Below are 18,579 nucleotides of genomic sequence, written 5' to 3'. Positions count from 1 at the left end.
CCTAACGCTTGTTGGTTGACTGTGTTGACGTCTACACACATGATAGCATCATACAACATCAGTCTTCCTTTATCGTCTCATTCACATGGCATCTACATACTCTACATTTCTGTTAACGGCCAGCAATTCTCTGAAAAGTTCATCTACAAGTAATCAACTATGAGTAGAAAAATACAAAGAATTATCGGAAAAATCGAAAATATTGCCTCAAAAGTGCTTTATATAGGAAAAAAGCATTATCTTTGCAGAAGATTTTCACAAAGAAAACATGGACAAGAACAAGTTTAGTCTATTAAGTAAAATAAAATACCCAGAAGATTTGCGCAAGTTGAGTATTGACCAGCTGCCGCAAGTTTGTAAAGAGTTAAGAGAAGACATTATCGACGAGGTTGCCGTAAATCCTGGTCATTTTGCCTCCTCTCTTGGTGTGGTTGAAATAACCGTAGCCCTTCATTATATCTTCAACACCCCTTACGACCGTATCGTATGGGATGTAGGACATCAGGCTTACGGGCATAAAATCCTGACAGGTCGCCGCGACAACTTCTGTACCAACCGCAAGTTGCACGGCATCCGTCCATTCCCTACTCCTTTGGAAAGCGAATACGATACCTTCGCCTGCGGACATGCGAGCAATTCCATTTCCGCAGCACTCGGTATGGCTGTTGCTGCAAGAGAAACTGGAGAAACCAACCGTAATATCGTTGCTGTCATCGGCGACGGTGCGATGAGTGGCGGACTGGCTTTCGAGGGCTTGAACAATGTTTCGAGCACCCCGAACGATATGCTCATCATCCTCAACGACAACGATATGAGTATCGACAGGGCCGTAGGTGGTATGGAGAAATACCTTCTCAATCTGGATACCAATGAAACTTACAACAGGCTCCGCTTCAAGGCTTCACAGTGGCTACACTCCAAAGGGTATCTGAACGAAGACCGTAAAAAGGGAATCCTACGTCTTAACAATGCGCTGAAGTCTGCATTGAGCCATCAGCAGAACATCTTCGAAGGAATGAACATCCGATATTTCGGTCCGTTCGACGGTCACGATGTCAAGGAAGTGGCGAGAGTGCTGAAACAGCTCAAGCAGATGAAGGGTCCTAAGCTGCTGCATCTGCATACTACCAAAGGCAAGGGTTATAAACCGGCAGAGAAGAGTGCCACCATCTGGCACGCACCGGGTAAGTTCGACCCAGAAACAGGTGAGCGACTGATTAAGGATACCAGCAACCAGCCGCCAAAATTCCAGGATGTCTTTGGCGAAACCTTGCTGGAACTGGCTCAAAAGAACCAAAAGATAGTAGGTGTGACTCCAGCCATGCCTACAGGATGCTCCATGAACATCATGATGAAGGCGATGCCTAACCGCACTTTCGATGTGGGTATTGCAGAGGGACATGCCGTCACCTTCTCTGGAGGTATGGCGAAAGATGGACTGATTCCTTTCTGCAACATCTACAGTTCGTTTGCACAGCGTGCCTACGACAATATCATCCATGATATGGCATTGCTCAATCTGCCGGTAGTCATCTGCCTGGACAGAGCGGGACTGGTAGGCGAAGATGGTCCAACCCATCACGGAGTCTTCGATATGGCAGCCCTCCGTCCGATACCGCATCTTACCATCGCTTCTCCTATGAACGAACATGAGTTGCGCAACCTGATGTATTCAGCACAATTGCCAAACCAGGGCAGCTACGTAATCCGCTATCCAAGAGGAAACGGTGTGCTGGTAGACTGGCGCAACCCGATGGAAGAAATCAAGACCGGTACCGGCAGAAAACTAAAGGATGGAAAGGACGTGGCTGTGCTCACCATCGGTCCTATCGGAAATGATGCAGCCAAGGCCATCGCCGAAGTAGAAACAGAAACAGGCATGAGCGTAGCCCACTACGATATGCGCTTCCTGAAACCTCTCGATGAAGACATATTAAAAGAGGTGGGAGAAAAGTTCAGCCGCATCGTTACCATCGAAGATGGAGTAAGGATGGGCGGAATGGGTTCTGCCATACTCGAATGGATGAACGATCACGACTATCAGCCTCACATCACCCGAATGGGTATACCAGATACCTTCGTGGAACATGGTACTGTGGCAGAACTGAGAGAAATCGTGCATCTGGATAAAGATTCAATCAAAGAAGCAATAAAGAAATGAAGATTATCATAGCTGGCGCATACGCCATAGGTACACACTTGGCGAGACTGCTGTCTCGCAGCAATGAAGAAATTACACTCATCGACGAAAGCGAAGAGCGACTGGCAAGCATCGGCTCAGACTGTGACCTGCTCACGATGGTAGGAAAGCCTACCAGTCTGAAGATTCTGCGTGATGCAGGAGCCGACTGTGCAGATCTTTTCATTGCTGTCACCCCCATAGAGAGTACCAATATCACAGCTAGCATCCTTGCCAAGAACCTGGGTGCAAAGCGTACAGTAGCCCGTGTTGACAATCCGGAATACATGGAGCCACAAGCACAGGAATTCTTCAAGAATCTGGGCATCAGCAAGCTCATCTATCCTGAGATGCTGGCTGCAGTAGATATCAATAACGGTCTGAAAATGAGTTGGGTTCGCCAGCGTTGGGATGTGCACGACGGAGCACTCGTCATGCTCGGCATCAAGCTGCGCGAAGGATGCGAAATCCTCAACGAACCGCTCAAGAACATCAGCGGTCCTAACGACCCATACCACGTGGTAGCCATCAAGCGAGGCAGCGATACCATCATCCCTGGTGGTAACGATGAACTGAAGCTCTACGACCTTGCCTACTTCATGACTACCCGCAACTATATTCCATATATCCGCAAGATTGTGGGCAAGGAACATTATGTAGACGTGAAGAACGTGATGATCATGGGTGGCGGACGCACTGCCGTAAGAGCCGTCAAGAAGATGCCTGAATACATGGAGTGCAAAATCATCGAGAAGGATGAGAACCGCTGCGAATATCTCAACGACATTCTGGACGAGAACAAGACCCTGATTATTCATGGTGATGGACGAGACATTCCATTGCTCACCGAAGAAGGAATCAGAAGCACCCAGGCATTCGTTGCCCTGACCGGCAATGCAGAAACCAATATCCTGGCTTGTCTTACAGCCAAGAGAATGGGTGTGCGAAAGACGGTAGCTGCCGTTGAGAATGTAGACTATGTGAGCATGGCAGAAAGTCTGGATATCGGTACCATCATCAACAAGAAGATGATTGCCGCCAGCTACATCTATCAGATGATGCTGGATGCTGACGTGATGAACGTCCGCTTCCTGATGAATGCCAATGCCGATGTGGCTGAGTTCATCGCCAAAGAAGGTTCCAAGGTTACCAAGAAACCGGTGAAAGACCTTGGTATGCCTATCGGTGTAACCATTGGTGGACTGGTACGCAAGAGCGAAGGTATGCTCGTTTCGGGTAATACCCAGATAGAACCAGGCGATTCGGTGATGGTATTCTGCCATAACATCAATATGAAGAAAATAGAGAAGTACTTTGTGTAATCAGCACACAAAGAACGATGATACAAAGGAAAATCAGATAAAATGATAAACAGTAAACTGATATACAAGGTCTTGGGGCAGCTGCTTTTCATCGAGGCATTCCTGCTCTTCATCAGTCTGCTGGTAGCCTATTACTATCAGCAGGATGATATCTTCGCCTTCATTGTGGCAACACTCATCACCATCGGAGGCGGACTTATCCTGAAATGGAAGGGTCATGGAGCCGACAACTCGATGTCGCGCCGTGATGCTTACCTCGTGGTTTCGCTCTCATGGATTATCTTCAGTCTCTTCGGTACGCTGCCCTTCATGGTAAGCGGCTACATCAACAACTTTACGGATGCCTACTTCGAGACGATGTCGGGATTCACCACCACGGGTGCCACCATTCTTGATGATGTAGAATGCTTCCCTCACGGTTTGCTCTTCTGGCGATCGCTCACACAGTGGATAGGCGGTCTGGGAATCGTGTTCTTCACCATCGCCCTGTTGCCATCGCTTGTAGGAGGACAGACCAAGGTGTTTGCTGCCGAGGCTACGGGTCCTATCAAGACCAAACTTCATCCCCGTCTTTCCACTTCGGCAAAATGGATATGGAGTATCTATCTTGTGCTCACCATTGCCTGCATCGTATCCTACTATGTGGCGGGAATGAACCTCTTCGACAGTTTCAACTATGCGATGACCACGACGGCAACGGGTGGTTTCTCTACCCACAACAGCAGTACCGAGTTCTTCCATTCACCAGCGCTAGAATACATCTGTACGTTCTTCTGCTTCCTATCGGGTGTGAACTTCACCCTACTTTATGCAGCAGTCATTAAGTTCAAGATCAAGGATCTGTTCAAGAACTCGGAATTCAAGTTTTATGCATTCCTGGTTGCGGCATTCACGGCTTTCATCATGGTAGAGCTGATGGCGATGCGCAACTACGATATGGAGCATGCCTTCCGCAGCGCCGTCTTCCAGGTGGTGTCATTCATCACCACCACAGGCTTGTTTAATGATGATGCTGCCCTCTGGCCTCATGTCACCTGGGTGGTATTGGCAACCTGCATGTTCTTCGGAGCCTGCTCGGGCAGTACGAGTGGAGGTTTGAAATGTATCCGCGCCGTGATGCTGGTAAGAATGGTGAAGAATGAATTCCGCCAGATTCTGCATCCTAACGCCGTACTTCCATTGAAGATTGATGGCGTGAACGTACCGATGCAGAAACGAGTCACCTTGCTCGCCTTCCTCACCACCTATCTCATCATCTGTCTGGTTATCTCTTTCACGATGATAGCCATGGGCATCGACAACACCAATGCCATCACCATCACCCTGAGCTGTGTGGGCAACGTAGGTCCTACGCTGGGCACGGAGATTGGTCCGACGATGTCGTGGAGCGAACTGCCGGATGTGGCAAAATGGTTCTGTTCGCTGATGATGCTCATCGGACGTCTGGAGATATTCAGCGTACTGGTAATCTTTACTCCTGCCTTCTGGAGAGAGAACTAGAGTTCAAGTGAAGAATAAAGAACGAAGAGTTCTATTACAATAGAACATTTTATCAACTAATTCCATAAAATTATGAAACCATTAAAATTTGAACCACTATTGAAGTCCACCATCTGGGGTGGAAACAAGATTATCGCCTTCAAGCATCTTGACATCAAACAGGAGAAAGTTGGCGAGAGTTGGGAAATCTCAGGTGTTCCTGGCAACGAGAGCATCGTAGCTGACGGCGAGATGAAGGGCAAGAAACTCAATGAGGTAGTTGCTGAGTTGAAGGAGAACTTCCTCGGTGCAGAGAACTACAAGCGTTTTGGCAACGAGTTTCCATTGCTTATCAAGTTTATCGATGCCAATACCGACCTTTCTATCCAGGTACATCCTAATGACGAAATTGCCAAGAAGCAGGGTAAGGAGCGCGGCAAGACCGAGATGTGGTATGCGCTGCCAAGCGAGCCGGATGCCAAGCTCTACAACGGCTTGAAGATGCAGATTACTCCTGAGCAGTACAAGGAGATGGTGGAGAATGATACCATCACCGATGCCCTGGCTCAGTATAACGTGAAGGAGGACGACTGCTTCTTTATCCCTGCCGGCAGAATCCATGCCATCGGAACAGGCTGTTTCGTTGCAGAGATTCAGCAGACCAGCGATGTAACCTATCGCATCTACGACTTCAAGCGCAAGGACAAGGATGGCAACTATCGCCAGCTCCACACCAAGGAGGCTGCCGAGTGCATCGACTACACCGTATTGCCAGACTATCGCCAGAACTACACTCCTGCCAAGAACCAGGGTGTTAGCATGGTACAGTGCCCTTACTTCACCACAGCCGTTTATGATCTCGATGAACCTATGACTTTGGATTATTCAGAGCTGGACAGCTTCGTGATTCTGATTGGCTTGAAGGGTGAGGCTAAGATTACCGACAACGAGGGTAACGAGATTACGCTCCAGGGTGGCGAGAGCATCGTAGTTCCTGCCTCTACCCAGACATTGAAGGTAGAAGGAACCTTGAAGTTCCTGGAGACATACGTATAAATTTAAAAGTAAAAAGGTAAAAGGGTAAAAAGGTAAAAAGAGCCTGGCGGAATGTCATCTGCCTGCTTTCTTTTTACCTTTTTTACTTTTTTACCCTTTTACCTTTTTACCCTTTTACCTTTAAATATCCTTTTTACCCTTTTACCTTTTTACTTTTTTACCTTTCTAAAAATCTTTCCACATCCGCCTGAATCTTCTGGAATTCCGGAGAGAACTGGTAGAAGGTGTTCTTCTTCATCATCATTTTCACCTTGCCCAGACTGTTCTCATAGCATGCCATCTCTGTCCGTGCCTGCTCGGTATGGACAGCCCTGGCACGGATTTCATTCTCCCTGACATTGCGCAGCGTATCGCAGACGCTCTGCACCAAAGGGAAAACCACCAGGTCGAAAAGATGATGACCCTGTATATATAAATAGGTATTATGCTCGTTTACCCCCAGATTATTCAGATACTGGATCATATCCGGCAGCTCATCCTTGAACGTCTTGAAGCGACGCTCCAGCTGGAAAAGCTTCGCCCTCACCTTCTTGGCAAGATAATTGATAGCCTGCTGCGGGTCCTGGATTCTGACTGACGGTAATACGATGACCTTGTCGAACTCTGCCATATCAAAATGCATCGACATCTTGCAATGACGGATATAAAAGAGAAGATGCCACACGAAGAGCGGCCATATCGTACGGGAATACGCCTCCATGAATCTTTCGAAATCGAAGATATGGGCATCGTTCAACGTCACCATCACGCAGGTTTCATGCAAACCCTTGGAATAACACTGGAAATTCTCGATGGCATAAGCGTAGGTATGGAAGATATAGGGATTCTCCAGCATCTGCTGCGAGGCTTCGGTAGAACCCTGCCTCAGGAAATCATAGTCGGCATCCACGCAGGCTATCATATCCCTTCCCACTCCCTTGAGCATATTCACGATAGCCGCCTTCTTACCACGGTCCAGATGGTTGTTGCGGGTAGGAAGCAGGATTTCGAAATAGCGCGTCTCATCCTCATACTTTCCCAATACCGAACGCCAGAAGAAGACATCATCGTAGCTTTCGACATAAGCCACTATCTTGCGCCGAGCCTTCTTCGAGGTCATCTTGTTGGCGGCCTCGAAGTAGAGGGAATTAATATTATCGGTTAAACGTTTAGCCATAATACTTTTAATTAATAATTTATAATGTATAATGTATAATGTACAATGCCCCATTCTACCATTATACATTGTACATTATTAATTGTACATTATTAATTACGAAATCGTGATATCGTTCACATCCGTCACCCTGTCTGTCCATCCGTCCATCACCACAGCAGGACTATGGGTGGTCATGATGATCTGGATATTCGGATTCAGTTTCAATACCAGACCGATGAGCTGCTTCTGCCATTCGAAGTGAAGGCTGATTTCTGGCTCATCCATAAAGAGGACGTATGATTGGTTGTCCTCCACCAGCACGGTAAGGAGGATGGCGAGAATCTGCTTCTCACCAGCCGAAAGCTGATAAGGCGAGAGCTGCTCACCTATCTGGTTGAAGCGGATTTCGTTGGCTGTACGGATGATAGTCTTGCCGGTATCCTTGAAAAGACCATCTACTATATCCTGGAACATTCTCTTCGGTTCGCTCAGCTGCTGAGCCTTGAAGGCAGCATCCGGTTCGCCACTCTGAAGCACGGCGATGATGCGGTTGCCGATGTTCACCTGATAATCCAGATACTTGCGCTGCAGCTGGAAGAGCTGCCAGTCGAGTTCGGTAACCAGAGTAAGGTCTATCTTGTTGATCATCTCGGCATTCATCAATGGTCGGTCTACCGATCGGATTACATCATAGCGAATCCACTTAGCCTCCTCCGGCTCCACCTTCAGATGCACGCCCTTGATCATGTGACTAGGAAATTCACCGCCAGCCGCCAGCCCCTTTACCACCTTATTTAATATAGTACTCTTGCCCACGCCGTTTACACCACTCAGGATATTGACACGGCGGTCGAGGTTCCAAAGAATATGTTTGGTACCGCTCCAAAGAGATTCTATCTCTATCTGTTTGATATAATCAGCATATTTCTGCATAAGAATAATCTCCTATCTTTAATAGTCAAGAACGGAAAAAGACTATTGTCTTAACTTCTTAACTCCTTTAACTTCCAAAAAATATACCGCAAATATAGCAAAATTCCTCGAATTTTTGTACCTTTGCACTCGATTTTATTCAAAATAAAGAAGATTTAAATAGAAATAAGGAAAAATGGATAACAAACGACCTCTTATCGCCCACCTGTGCCTCTTCTGTTCCGGTGCATTCTGGGGACTGATGGCTCCCGTAGGCAAGGATGCCATGCTTCACGGCATCGACGGCATAGACCTGGTGAGCTTCCGCGTATTGGGTGGCGCCATTCTCTTCTGGCTCACCTCGCTCTTCACCAAGAAAGAGCATGTTCCAGTAAAAGACATCTTCAAGTTTGCTGCTGCAGGACTCTTTGCCCTCGTGTTCAACCAGTGTTCTTACACCATCGGTCTGAACATGACCTCGCCTAGCAATTCCAGCATCATGACCACCTCGATGCCTATCTTCGCCATGATTCTCTCCTTCCTGATATTGAAGGAGCCTATCACCTGGAAGAAGGCGCTCGGTGTACTGATGGGATGTGCTGGTGCCGTCATCATCATCATGACAAGTGCTACGGCTGGCAATGCCAAGGTGGGAAACATCTGGGGCGACCTGCTCTGTATGTCGGCTCAGCTTTCCTTCGCCCTCTACCTGTCGCTCTTCAAGAACCTGCTGTCTAAGTATTCGCTCTTCACCATCAACAAGTGGATGTTCCTCTGGGCAACCATCATTATATGGCCTTTCACCATCAGCCACGTCATGAACATCGACTTTGCCCATGTTCCGATGAGCACCTGGTGGGAAACGGGCTACGTAGTTCTATTCGGCACCTTCCTGGGCTACATCTGCATGATGATTGGTCAGAAGACTCTGCGCCCTACCGTGGTGAGTGTATATAACTATGTGCAGCCGCTGGTATCGGTCACGGTGAGTGTCATCGTAGGTCTCTCCGTATTCAAGGGTATACAGGCGATTGCCGCCATCCTTGTATTCTCTGGCGTATGGCTCGTAGTAAAGAGTAAGTCGAAGCATGATATCGACCAGCACGACCACAGTCTGGCTTACGAGAAAAGACATGCTTAAAAGAAGTAGGTGTGTCATAAGTCCGCTAGGCGTCCCGGCGGATTTGCAATCCGCCGCAAAAAAGGGTTCGACCTATTAAAACCGGGGGATTTATAATCCCCCAACAAAAGGAAAAAGCACACTTCTTTGCTGCGGATTGCAAATCCGCAGAGCCAAAATAGGTTAGGACATTTTTTGACGCCGGATTGCAATTCCGGCGGGACGCCTAGCGGATTTGCGTTCTTGAAAAAAAAGAGAAGAAGCTTTGCAGATATCTTAATGTCGATTTATAAAACTGAAACTGTCCCCATCTGAGATAACAGATGAGGACAGTTTTTTATATAAGAAAAAATATCAGCAACCGAAGTAAACCATCAATCCGCCCAATACGATATACAGCAGGGCGTATGGGATAGCCGAACGGAGAATCTCTCCATCCTTTCCCTCCATATCGCAGGCTGCAGTCGCGATGGCGATGCTCTGCGGACTGATCATCTTGCCACCCGTGGCTCCCGTGGTATTGGCAGCTACCAGCCAGTTCTCCTGACCGCCCTCCATACCAAAGAATGTGCTCTGTCCCGTCATGCCCAACTGGTTGGCTACATGAGCCTGGAGCTTGGCAAAAAGGATATTCGAAGAGGTATCAGACCCCGTAACGAAGGTTCCGATGGCACCAATCATCGGTGCAACCAGAGGATAGAAATCACCCGTTACTGCCACCAGTCCTGAGGCGATGGAAGTAATCATTCCCGAATAGTTCATCACACTTGCCAGGGCTATCAGCGAACAGATGGTCACTACCGTCTTGCGCAGATTCACCGTGGTACGGGCAAGAATCACCATCAGTCTCTTGAGACTTAATCCCTGTATCAGTCCACCAATCGTAGCACCCAGGAAGAGCATCAGTCCTGCATTGGAAATCCAGCCAAACTTAAAGGTACTGTCGAGCACAGGCAGATGAACTGCACTTACCAGATGACTCTTGAGGAAAGCATTGACCGGAGGACAGAGTGCGCCGGAAACCAGGATGAATATCAATATAAAGAGGTAAACGCTCCATGCCTTCAGGCTCTCGGCAAGCGTAAAGGTTTCCTTATCCTGCACCTTGCTCTTTCTGGCAAACACCTTGGCGTATGCAATGATGGCGATAATGGCAGCCAACGAGCCGATGATGGCTGGTGTCTCCGAACCGAGATAATAGCCGCATACAAACTGCACTACCACGGAAATCACTCCCACCCAAAAGGCGATGATGAGATTCTTGATAAGATTATGCTTATCGGTAAGCGTCAGGATGATGAAAGGCAGGATGATAAAGAGAGGTGACAGCTGGATGATGGCGAAGGCCGAAGTCTCGCAAATCTGTGCCGCCGAAGCCGATCCGCTTTCAGCCACCTCATTACAGAGCGTAGTAACCGGCACGCCCACGGCACCAAATCCCGTAGCCACGGTATTACCGATCAAGGATACCAGAGCCGAAAACATCGGTTTGAAGCCGAGTCCGATGAGGATGGCAGCAGGTATCGCCACCGCTGTTCCGAAGCCCGCCATACCTTCGAGCAGTCCGCCGAATCCCCATACGAGGAGTAGCACGAGCAGCCCCTTATCATCGGTAATCGATGTAAACTGTCTCTTGATTACCTCTATCTGCTTGCTTTCCACGAGGATATTATAGCTGTAGATAGCCATTAGGATGATGATGAGAATTGGGAACACCGCCTTCAGGATGCCTTCCACCACCGCCCATCCCGTCAGGGCGATAACACTGTCCTCCGCATGTTCTGGGGCAATCATGCCTAGCGGCGAAGCAACGAAGAGAGCGAGCAACACGGTAATTACGAGCGTCAGCAAGGCGCTTTTATGACCTGCCATCTTGAAGCCGAGCATCAGGATGAACAGCAACACGATGGGAATAATAGAAACTACAGATGCCATAAGCCATTCAGTTTTTTAATGTTTTCGATTGCAAAATTTTATGTTTATGACTGCAAAAATAACATTTTTCTTTGAAAAAAGAAAGCATTTTTTGAAAAAAATCTCTTCTTAGATGTCCGATTTTTCAATTTCATACGTCTATAGAATGTAAAGGTTATGAGAACAGAAGAATTCAAACATATCATCCTACCGATGCGCAGCAACTTGAAAGCGTATGCGCTAAGGTTGACTGAGAATGACGACAATGCCGAAGACCTCGTGCAGGAAGTCATGCTCAGGCTGTGGGACATGCGCCAGAATATCCAGGCAGAAGATAACCTCAAGGCTCTAGCCATCACCATCATGCGCAACAAGTTTTATGACCAGTGCCGACATGAGGAGCGGAACTTCACCACCGACAAGGTGATGGAAGTGCCCATAGAAGACCGGCGGGCAGAGCAACGGGACGAGGTAAACCTTATCAAGCAGATAGTGGCACAGCTTCCGCCCTTGCAGCAGCAGATATTCCGCATGAAGGAGATAGAAGGCTATACTGCCGATGAAATCATGCAGATAACGGGATGCACAGCTGATAATCTCCGAAAGAATCTCTCCAGAGCCCGACTCAAAATCAGAGAGACTTATATGAACATCGTGAAACAGAACAAAATAAAGAAGGAGGAAAAGTTATGAATGATGAAATAAAAAGAATACAGAACTTGCTCGACAAGTATATGGATGGTGCCACATCCAATGAGGAAGAGGCAACGCTCAGAAAGTATTTCGAAGAGCATGCCAATGATATTCCGGAAGAATGGGAATCCTACCGCGCCCTCTTCAGCTATATCGGATTCGAACAGATGAATCTTTCTCAAATTCTAAAAGGAGAAGAAGAGAAGGAGGAGGATTTCGAAAAGAAAGATATCGAGAAGGAAGAAATCCCAAAAAAGGAAGCTTCTCGCAGCAGATGGCTCAAATATTTCGGCACTTCTGTGGCAGCAGCCGCTACCATCGCATTCCTGATTGTGGGCATCCAGAAGATAGCCCAGCCTCAGCCTGAATGTTATGCGGTTATCGATGGAAAGGTTTATACCGACCAGGAGTTCGTTCATAACGAAGCCCTGGATGCCCTGGAAGATGTTTCGGCAGATTCCGAAGATCCATTCAGTGCCCTGGATATGATGAAACAATAAATTCATCTTTTAGATGAATCAATCAAACTATAAAGTATAATATATATAATAAGGTATAGAATATGAAACGATGCAACTTGATAAAACGCTTCTTCATCGGACTGCTTCTTATCGTGGTAGCCTCGATTTCGGCTAATGCCCAGGAGGGGCTGTACGTAAAAAGTATATTCCAACGATTCGGACACGCCAAGGGATGCAAGATGGTTACGATGCAGAATACGCAACTCAAAGGTTACAAGCTCAAGATATACAAGAGCCTGGTATATAAGAACCACTCCACGGAAATAGCCCACTATCTGAAGTCCGACCGCAAGGCTGCGAAAAAGATCAGAGAGGTGGTGGAGAATGGCAAGATGGTGAGCGGCTATTACATGATGGCGCCCTTGAGCAATGGCAACAACCGCTTTATCCTCTTCAGTAATCCGAATGAAAGCAAGGGAACCGTGATTTATATCGAAGGCGACCTGTCGCCCGAAGACATCATGCAACTCTGCTATTCCAGAAGATAGAAGCAACATCTTCCTACAGGAATCCTCTCAATAAGAATAAGAAACAACATAAAATATAGTATTATGAATATCAAAAACGTAATGATGATGGCTGCCATGATGCCAGCCTTCGCCCTTGCTGAAACCAACAGCAACTGTGCACCAGCCTCGGTAGAGGCTAACGACACCACAATCAGAGTGAACGACCAGAACATCGTCATCAAGCAGGATGGTGAACAGACTTCTGTGAAGATATATAAGATGAACGGCAACGAGATGACCAAGATTTCCGAAACCCAATTCGTAGATGGTCAGGAAGTAGAAAAGGTATTTGTCACCTCGCCTTTCATCCCTCAGACCTTGAGAAAGCGCAAGCGCAGTCTGGAGAGTCATTATCCAACCTTCTTCTTCGGCTGCAGCCAGTTGCCAGGTAGCAGGGGAAGCATGGGAGGCAACAACGAGATGCATAGTCGCGACTCCAAGTCGTGGGAATGGGGCATCACACTCACCAGTCTCTGCTTCCGCCTTTCCAACGAAATGGCGCTCACCTCCTCTCTCTCCATCGGACAGGTGCACCACCATTTCAAGGACAATTATGTATTAAGCACCGAAAACGGGGTATCGGCCATGACTCCGATAGAAGGCGAAACGCTGAAGAAAAGCTATATCAGCTACAATGTGCTCCGCCTGCCTATCATGCTGGAGTGGCAGAAGCGCATAGGATGCCATGATGCATTCCTGGCGTTAGGTCCATCGGTAGAATACCGCTGGCACGAGCATTCCCGCTACTTCATAGGCAAGCACAAGCATACCGAAACGGGCGATATCAACCTCAACCCTATCGGCGTGAACCTGGAGGCCCGTGCCGGCTACTCAGGAGTGATGCTCTACGCCCGTGTCGGAGTAACCCCGCTGCTCAACAAGACCAAGGCTCCCGAGTGCTACCCGATGACCATCGGCTTAGGATTTAGACTGTAATTTCTCTAAAAAATCGAAAAAAATGCCCGAATACCACAAACGTGGTAGCAGGAATACTACTCATATGCTATTTCAGAATCCAAAAAATCGCCGTACCTTTGCAGCGTCAATCAGAACAAACAGTATGATGACTTTCAGAAGGACATCAGAATGTCTTTCAGAAGAATGTCTTTCTGAGAGAGAACATCAATCTGATTTCTGGGCGACAGATTTATATAAATGAATAGATTGAATATTAACGTAAAATTAAAGAAAGGACATAGATTATGAGTACAGAAAAGAAACTTCGCTTTGAGACACTTCAGTTGCATGTAGGTCAGGAAAATCCAGATCCAGCTACCGACGCTCGTGCGGTGCCTATCTACCAGACCACAAGTTACGTGTTCCGCAACTCTCAGCACGCTGCCGATCGCTTCGGACTCCGTGACGCAGGTAACATCTATGGTCGCTTGACCAACTCTACTCAGGGTGTATTCGAAGACCGTGTAGCTGCCCTCGAGGGTGGTGTAGCAGGTTTGGCTGTCGCTTCTGGTGCTGCCGCCGTTACCTACGCTCTGCAGAACATCCTTCAGAACGGCGACCACATCGTAGCTGCCGACAACATCTACGGTGGTACTTATAACCTCATCACTCATACATTATCCACACAGGGTGTAAGCTACACCATCGTGGATCCTCGCAACTTCGAGCAGGTAGAGGCTGCTATCCAGGACAATACCAAGGCACTCTATGCAGAGACCTTTGGAAATCCTAACTCTGATGTAACCGATATCGATAAGTTGGCTGAGATTGCTCATCGCCACAACATCCCATTGATTATCGATAACACCTTCGGCACCCCATACCTCATCCGCCCTATCGAGCACGGAGCAGATATCGTGGTTCACTCTGCTACCAAGTTCATCGGCGGTCACGGTTCATCTCTCGGTGGTGTCATCGTAGATGGCGGTAAGTTCGACTGGAAGGCAAATGCCGACAAGTTCCCAACTCTCGCCAAGCCAGACCCATCTTATCATGGTGCCGTATTCGCAGATGTAGCCGGAGCAGCAGCCTTCGTAACCAGAATCCGTGCGGTCATCCTTCGTGATACCGGTGCAACCATCTCTCCATTCAATGCCTGGATTCTTCTTCAGGGCTTGGAGACATTGAGCCTCCGTGTAGAGCGTCACGTTCAGAATGCATTGAAGGTGGTAGAGTATCTGGAGAACAACCCTAAGGTGGCTAAGGTTAATCACCCAGCCGTTCCTTCTCATCCAGACCACGAGCTTTACAAGAAGCTCTTCCCTAACGGCGGTGGTTCTATCTTCACCTTCGATATCAAGGGCGGCGAGAAAGAGGCATGGGAGTTCATCGACCACCTGCGCATCTTCTCTTTGCTGGCTAACGTAGCCGACGTGAAGTCACTGGTTATCCACCCAGCAACAACCACTCACTCTCAGTTGAGCCCAGAGGAATTGGAGGAGCAGCACATCTATCCTTCTACCGTTCGCCTGAGCATCGGTATCGAGAACATCGACGACCTGATTGAGGCACTCGATGAGGCATTTACCTACGTAAAGTAAAAATATGAATGATTTAAATTTGAGTACAGTTATGGCAAAGATATATAAACAGATTACTGATTTAATCGGTAAGACCCCATTAGTGGAATTGGGTAAGTATTCAGCATCCAAGGGTTTGGAGACTCCTGTGATTGCTAAGGTAGAATTCTTCAATCCTGGCGGAAGCGTAAAGGATCGTATCGCACTTGCAATGATTGAAGACGCTGAGCAGAAGGGCATCCTGAAACCAGGTGCCACCATCATCGAACCAACCAGCGGTAATACGGGTGTAGGCCTGGCTCTGGTATCAGCCGTAAAGGGCTATCACCTCATCCTCACCATGCCAGAAACCATGAGTGTGGAGCGCAGAAACCTGGTGAAGGCTTACGGCGCAGAAGTGAGATTGACCAGCGGTAAGGACGGAATGCCTGGCGCCATCAAGGCTGCCGAGGAGCTCCGTGATTCCATCCCAGGCTCTGTGATTCTGGGACAGTTTACCAACCCATCCAATCCTGCCAAGCACTATGCCACAACCGGTCCTGAAATCTGGGCTGATACCGATGGCGAGATTGATATCTTCGTAGCCGGTGTAGGAACCGGTGGAACCATTTCTGGTATCGCCAAGTACCTGAAGGAGCAGAATCCAAACGTGAAGGTGATTGCCGTAGAACCTGCCACATCGCCTGTATTGAACGGCGGACAGAGCGGTCCTCACAAGATTCAGGGCATCGGTGCCGGCTTCGTTCCAGAGACTTACTCTTCAGAATATATCGATGAGGTATTGGATATTCAGAACGATGATGCCATCAAGGCTGGTCGTGATTTGGCTCAGACCGAGGGCCTCTTGGTAGGAATCTCATCAGGTGCTGCCGCCTTTGCAGCCACCGAGATTGCGAAGCGTCCTGAGAACAAGGGCAAGAAGATTGTAGCCCTCTTGCCAGATACTGGCGAGCGTTATTTGAGCACTGTACTCTACGCTTTCGAGGAGTATCCATTGTAATTCACAATCGGATATTTTCTGATGGAAGCAAAATCTATCATAATGGTCAGCACGTTGATGATATCCTCCAGCATCTTCTGCTGGTAGTCATAAAGTTTGATTTTCTTCATCAAAAGAAATTATATGAGAAGACAATAGCCAACAAGATGAGCCGAGCTTTTATTCAAAGCTCAGCCCATCTTATCGTATATAATTAAAATTTAAGATCTAATCCCTTTGTGTTTCTCTGATATTATTTATATAACTTTCCAAAAGTACGACTTTTTTCTCGAAACCACCAAGAAAATCAAAAGAAATCTGTGTAAATCCGTGAAATCTGTGGGACTAATAAACAGTAAAGAAGAAAATCTGCGTCATCAGCGAAATCTGCGTGACCAAACTCCAGCCCAAATAGGGCTTCAAGAAAAGAAGATTCCGAAAGATTATCTCCGTGTTTAAGTCTCCAGAAGATATGCATATTTCTCCTCATTTCCAAGGCAATACTTCAGAAAATCGAAAAAAGCAGTTATATCATTTATTCAACTATTAATCTTTATTAAATAATTAATACTACCGCACCATTTTACGCCATAATGATGTATATTTGCCGTCAGAATGATTATTAATTAAACATTTTGGACTTATGGCACAGACAGCAATGACAGTCCGTATGGACAACCAGCAGAAAGCACAGTTTGATAAACTCTGCGAACAGTTCGGTATGAGTGCGAATACCGCCATTAACATCTTTGTTAAGGCAGTAATTCGCAGTAAGAGCATTCCATTCTCCATTCAGGCAAAGAATGAAGAAGAAGATGAAGTGACTGCGAAAGCAAAGGCTGCGTTCCAATACATGTGTGACACAGCAAGAGAGAATAACATTGATATGTCACTTGATGAGATCAATGAAGAAATCAGAGAAGCCAGACGATTAAGAAAAGAACGCAATGGTATATGCAGTCATTGATACGAACATTATCGTATCCTCGTTTATAACCAAGGGGAACCGAAGGGGTCGTAAAGACTTGAAGAAGACCGAGATGAGTTCCTTCTACTACTTGCTATAATCAATAGTTACGACATCTTAAACTATTAATTAAGATGATTATTTCCTTGATTCCGCAATAATAACTCCACGAAATCTTACGATAAGGGCTTATCCTTGGAAGGCTCATCAATAAGCAATTAGTATCAAGAACTATCTTTCTCATTTGCCAGAGGTACGTAAATGTTCATTACCCCAGCTCTCTATGGTATCAAGAGTTATACTTCCATTATCGCACAACTCATCAATCCCCTCATCAACCTTCTTTGCAAAGTATTGAGAGAGAACATTTTCAAGATTATCTAATTCCTGTGGAGTCTTGATATAAGACATCATTTGAAGAACCTTCATCTGAGCAGGGTTAAATACAGTCTGTTCCATTCTATTTCAATTAAACGTTCAACTTTGCCGCCAAAATTACACTTTTTTCTTGAATCCACCAAGAAAATCACAAGAAATCTGCAAGTTATCAGCCAATTACTACAAAATCAACTGTGAACTATTAACTGTAAACAATAAACTGCTATTCCCAGGCTGTCTCATCCCGCACAACCATGGCGCAGGGCTTTGATGCCCCGCCAACCTTAGAACGTAGCGGTTTGAGCAACGGTGAAAAGCCCTAAAGACTCTCAATCCACTTCTTACCGCTTTTCGTAAAAGCAGACCAAAGGTAAAGACAGCAGGCAACGATGCCAACACCACCCAAAACAATATACATTCCTTCCATAATTATTTCTTTTTTAATTTGTATGGAGTACGTTCATGGAGATGCCGGAAGCTTTCGATACGTTCTTCATTAAATGTTCCTTCATTCCACATTCTATCTAATTCTGCATCAGCCATCTGAATAAAACAATCAGAAACAACAACCTCCTGTTCGTGACAAGAGGGAGAACTCCATCCCATAGTCTCCATCACAGATTTTTCCACTTGTTCTTGGGTCAAGCAACGACCAGCACGATGTTCTTTAACAGCATACTCCGCCAACTCTTTCATGAGTTCAGGAGACAAAGAAAGAACTGAATTTGTTGTATTACCAGTTGTATACATAATTCTAGCCTCCTATTAATTCTAGTTCAACATTCTACCGCCAAAGATACGCTTTTTTCTTGAATCCACCAAGAAAATCACAAGAAATCTGCAAGTTATCAGCCAATTACTACAAAATCAACAGTGAACTATTAACTGCTATTCCCCAGGCGGTCCCAGCCCGCAAAACATGGCGCAGGGCTTTG

The 18,579-nt window shown here is 46.8% G+C and carries 18 protein-coding genes; 12 read left to right on the top strand and 6 right to left on the bottom strand.

Features of this window, described 5'->3' with window-relative positions:
- The first annotated feature begins 268 nt into the window (after nt 1–268).
- From dxs to ACQRBJ_RS14600, 4 genes are all read left to right on the top strand, one after another.
- Nucleotides 269–2,161 carry a 1-deoxy-D-xylulose-5-phosphate synthase gene (gene dxs, locus ACQRBJ_RS14615; RefSeq protein WP_445304041.1) on the top strand — a complete coding sequence of 631 codons (1,893 nt, stop codon included), beginning with the start codon at nt 269–271 and terminating at the stop codon, nt 2,159–2,161.
- A complete protein-coding gene (trkA, locus tag ACQRBJ_RS14610; protein ID WP_294970933.1) occupies nt 2,158–3,501 on the top strand; it encodes a Trk system potassium transporter TrkA in 1,344 nt (447 codons plus the stop codon). The genes dxs and trkA overlap by 4 nt, the downstream gene beginning before the upstream one ends.
- A gap of 42 nt (nt 3,502–3,543) precedes the next feature.
- Complete coding sequence (locus ACQRBJ_RS14605; protein WP_445304040.1) at nt 3,544–5,001, top strand: TrkH family potassium uptake protein; 1,458 nt, start codon at nt 3,544–3,546, stop codon at nt 4,999–5,001.
- Nucleotides 5,002–5,073: 72 nt separating this feature from the next.
- Entirely contained in the window at nt 5,074–6,036 is a 963-nt protein-coding gene (locus tag ACQRBJ_RS14600; protein ID WP_153121921.1) for a type I phosphomannose isomerase catalytic subunit, read from the top strand.
- Nucleotides 6,037–6,193: 157 nt separating this feature from the next.
- Here the strand turns inward: ACQRBJ_RS14600 and ACQRBJ_RS14595 are convergent, their stop codons facing one another.
- Complete coding sequence (locus ACQRBJ_RS14595; RefSeq protein WP_295348364.1) at nt 6,194–7,192, bottom strand: DUF4435 domain-containing protein; 999 nt, start codon at nt 7,190–7,192, stop codon at nt 6,194–6,196.
- A 96-nt stretch (nt 7,193–7,288) separates the two neighbouring features.
- Nucleotides 7,289–8,107 (bottom strand): AAA family ATPase, encoded by an 819-nt coding sequence (locus ACQRBJ_RS14590; protein ID WP_153121923.1) that lies wholly within the window; start codon nt 8,105–8,107, stop codon nt 7,289–7,291.
- Nucleotides 8,108–8,282: 175 nt separating this feature from the next.
- On the opposite strand from ACQRBJ_RS14590, the gene ACQRBJ_RS14585 reads away from it, so the two are divergent.
- Nucleotides 8,283–9,227, top strand: coding sequence for a DMT family transporter (locus ACQRBJ_RS14585; protein ID WP_445304039.1), 945 nt, complete (start codon nt 8,283–8,285; stop codon nt 9,225–9,227).
- 333 nt (nt 9,228–9,560) lie between these two features.
- Here the strand turns inward: ACQRBJ_RS14585 and ACQRBJ_RS14580 are convergent, their stop codons facing one another.
- Nucleotides 9,561–11,141 carry an L-lactate permease gene (locus ACQRBJ_RS14580; protein WP_445304038.1) on the bottom strand — a complete coding sequence of 527 codons (1,581 nt, stop codon included), beginning with the start codon at nt 11,139–11,141 and terminating at the stop codon, nt 9,561–9,563.
- Nucleotides 11,142–11,297: 156 nt separating this feature from the next.
- Here ACQRBJ_RS14580 and ACQRBJ_RS14575 point away from each other — a divergent pair, with 156 nt between their 5' ends.
- From ACQRBJ_RS14575 to cysK, 6 genes are all read left to right on the top strand, one after another.
- Nucleotides 11,298–11,813, top strand: a complete 516-nt coding sequence (locus ACQRBJ_RS14575) for an RNA polymerase sigma factor (protein WP_295348371.1) — start codon at nt 11,298–11,300, stop codon at nt 11,811–11,813.
- Nucleotides 11,810–12,313, top strand: a complete 504-nt coding sequence (locus tag ACQRBJ_RS14570; protein WP_443966061.1) for a hypothetical protein — start codon at nt 11,810–11,812, stop codon at nt 12,311–12,313. Before ACQRBJ_RS14575 ends, ACQRBJ_RS14570 begins: the two co-directional genes overlap by 4 nt.
- Before the next feature lie 62 nt (nt 12,314–12,375).
- Nucleotides 12,376–12,822: a DUF6108 family protein gene (locus ACQRBJ_RS14565; protein WP_295023335.1), complete on the top strand. Its 447-nt coding sequence runs from the start codon at nt 12,376–12,378 to the stop codon at nt 12,820–12,822.
- A 63-nt stretch (nt 12,823–12,885) separates the two neighbouring features.
- Complete coding sequence (locus ACQRBJ_RS14560) at nt 12,886–13,779, top strand: hypothetical protein (RefSeq protein WP_445304037.1); 894 nt, start codon at nt 12,886–12,888, stop codon at nt 13,777–13,779.
- Between the two features lie 266 nt (nt 13,780–14,045).
- Entirely contained in the window at nt 14,046–15,341 is a 1,296-nt protein-coding gene (locus ACQRBJ_RS14555; RefSeq protein ID WP_006849406.1) for an O-acetylhomoserine aminocarboxypropyltransferase/cysteine synthase family protein, read from the top strand.
- Between the two features lie 31 nt (nt 15,342–15,372).
- On the top strand, nt 15,373–16,320 hold the full coding sequence (gene cysK / locus ACQRBJ_RS14550; RefSeq protein WP_217313789.1) for a cysteine synthase A: 948 nt from the start codon (nt 15,373–15,375) through the stop codon (nt 16,318–16,320).
- Here cysK and ACQRBJ_RS14545 read toward each other — a convergent pair.
- On the bottom strand, nt 16,293–16,430 hold the full coding sequence (locus tag ACQRBJ_RS14545; RefSeq protein ID WP_445304036.1) for a hypothetical protein: 138 nt from the start codon (nt 16,428–16,430) through the stop codon (nt 16,293–16,295). The two genes, cysK and ACQRBJ_RS14545, sit on opposite strands and share 28 nt — an antisense overlap.
- Nucleotides 16,431–16,942: 512 nt before the next feature.
- Here ACQRBJ_RS14545 and ACQRBJ_RS14540 point away from each other — a divergent pair.
- The gene (locus tag ACQRBJ_RS14540) at nt 16,943–17,266 is read left to right on the top strand and encodes a type II toxin-antitoxin system RelB/DinJ family antitoxin (protein ID WP_441933914.1); all 324 of its coding nucleotides are present in this window, start codon (nt 16,943–16,945) and stop codon (nt 17,264–17,266) included.
- Nucleotides 17,267–17,506: 240 nt separating this feature from the next.
- Here the strand turns inward: ACQRBJ_RS14540 and ACQRBJ_RS14535 are convergent, their stop codons facing one another.
- Entirely contained in the window at nt 17,507–17,725 is a 219-nt protein-coding gene (locus ACQRBJ_RS14535) for a hypothetical protein (protein WP_445304035.1), read from the bottom strand.
- A 348-nt stretch (nt 17,726–18,073) separates the two neighbouring features.
- A complete protein-coding gene (locus tag ACQRBJ_RS14530) occupies nt 18,074–18,394 on the bottom strand; it encodes a hypothetical protein (RefSeq protein WP_256626096.1) in 321 nt (106 codons plus the stop codon).
- Between the last annotated feature and the right edge of the window lie 185 nt (nt 18,395–18,579).

The organism is Prevotella sp. SGI.167, assembly GCF_050313615.1.
In the GTDB taxonomy this organism is placed as follows: domain Bacteria; phylum Bacteroidota; class Bacteroidia; order Bacteroidales; family Bacteroidaceae; genus Prevotella.
The sequence above is the reverse complement of the archived record's forward strand: the minus strand, read 5'-3'. Positions and strand labels throughout refer to the sequence as shown.

What these genes read in the sequence shown, in the direction of transcription:
- dxs (WP_445304041.1), top strand. Translation starts at nt 269, where the DNA reads ATGGACAAGAACAAGTTTAGTCTATTAAGTAAAATAAAATACCCAGAA.
- trkA (WP_294970933.1), top strand. Translation starts at nt 2,158, where the DNA reads ATGAAGATTATCATAGCTGGCGCATACGCCATAGGTACACACTTGGCG.
- ACQRBJ_RS14605 (WP_445304040.1), top strand. Translation starts at nt 3,544, where the DNA reads ATGATAAACAGTAAACTGATATACAAGGTCTTGGGGCAGCTGCTTTTC.
- ACQRBJ_RS14600 (WP_153121921.1), top strand. Translation starts at nt 5,074, where the DNA reads ATGAAACCATTAAAATTTGAACCACTATTGAAGTCCACCATCTGGGGT.
- ACQRBJ_RS14595 (WP_295348364.1), bottom strand. Translation starts at nt 7,192, where the DNA reads ATGGCTAAACGTTTAACCGATAATATTAATTCCCTCTACTTCGAGGCC.
- ACQRBJ_RS14590 (WP_153121923.1), bottom strand. Translation starts at nt 8,107, where the DNA reads ATGCAGAAATATGCTGATTATATCAAACAGATAGAGATAGAATCTCTT.
- ACQRBJ_RS14585 (WP_445304039.1), top strand. Translation starts at nt 8,283, where the DNA reads ATGGATAACAAACGACCTCTTATCGCCCACCTGTGCCTCTTCTGTTCC.
- ACQRBJ_RS14580 (WP_445304038.1), bottom strand. Translation starts at nt 11,141, where the DNA reads ATGGCATCTGTAGTTTCTATTATTCCCATCGTGTTGCTGTTCATCCTG.
- ACQRBJ_RS14575 (WP_295348371.1), top strand. Translation starts at nt 11,298, where the DNA reads ATGAGAACAGAAGAATTCAAACATATCATCCTACCGATGCGCAGCAAC.
- ACQRBJ_RS14570 (WP_443966061.1), top strand. Translation starts at nt 11,810, where the DNA reads ATGAATGATGAAATAAAAAGAATACAGAACTTGCTCGACAAGTATATG.
- ACQRBJ_RS14565 (WP_295023335.1), top strand. Translation starts at nt 12,376, where the DNA reads ATGAAACGATGCAACTTGATAAAACGCTTCTTCATCGGACTGCTTCTT.
- ACQRBJ_RS14560 (WP_445304037.1), top strand. Translation starts at nt 12,886, where the DNA reads ATGAATATCAAAAACGTAATGATGATGGCTGCCATGATGCCAGCCTTC.
- ACQRBJ_RS14555 (WP_006849406.1), top strand. Translation starts at nt 14,046, where the DNA reads ATGAGTACAGAAAAGAAACTTCGCTTTGAGACACTTCAGTTGCATGTA.
- cysK (WP_217313789.1), top strand. Translation starts at nt 15,373, where the DNA reads ATGGCAAAGATATATAAACAGATTACTGATTTAATCGGTAAGACCCCA.
- ACQRBJ_RS14545 (WP_445304036.1), bottom strand. Translation starts at nt 16,430, where the DNA reads ATGAAGAAAATCAAACTTTATGACTACCAGCAGAAGATGCTGGAGGAT.
- ACQRBJ_RS14540 (WP_441933914.1), top strand. Translation starts at nt 16,943, where the DNA reads ATGGCACAGACAGCAATGACAGTCCGTATGGACAACCAGCAGAAAGCA.
- ACQRBJ_RS14535 (WP_445304035.1), bottom strand. Translation starts at nt 17,725, where the DNA reads ATGGAACAGACTGTATTTAACCCTGCTCAGATGAAGGTTCTTCAAATG.
- ACQRBJ_RS14530 (WP_256626096.1), bottom strand. Translation starts at nt 18,394, where the DNA reads ATGTATACAACTGGTAATACAACAAATTCAGTTCTTTCTTTGTCTCCT.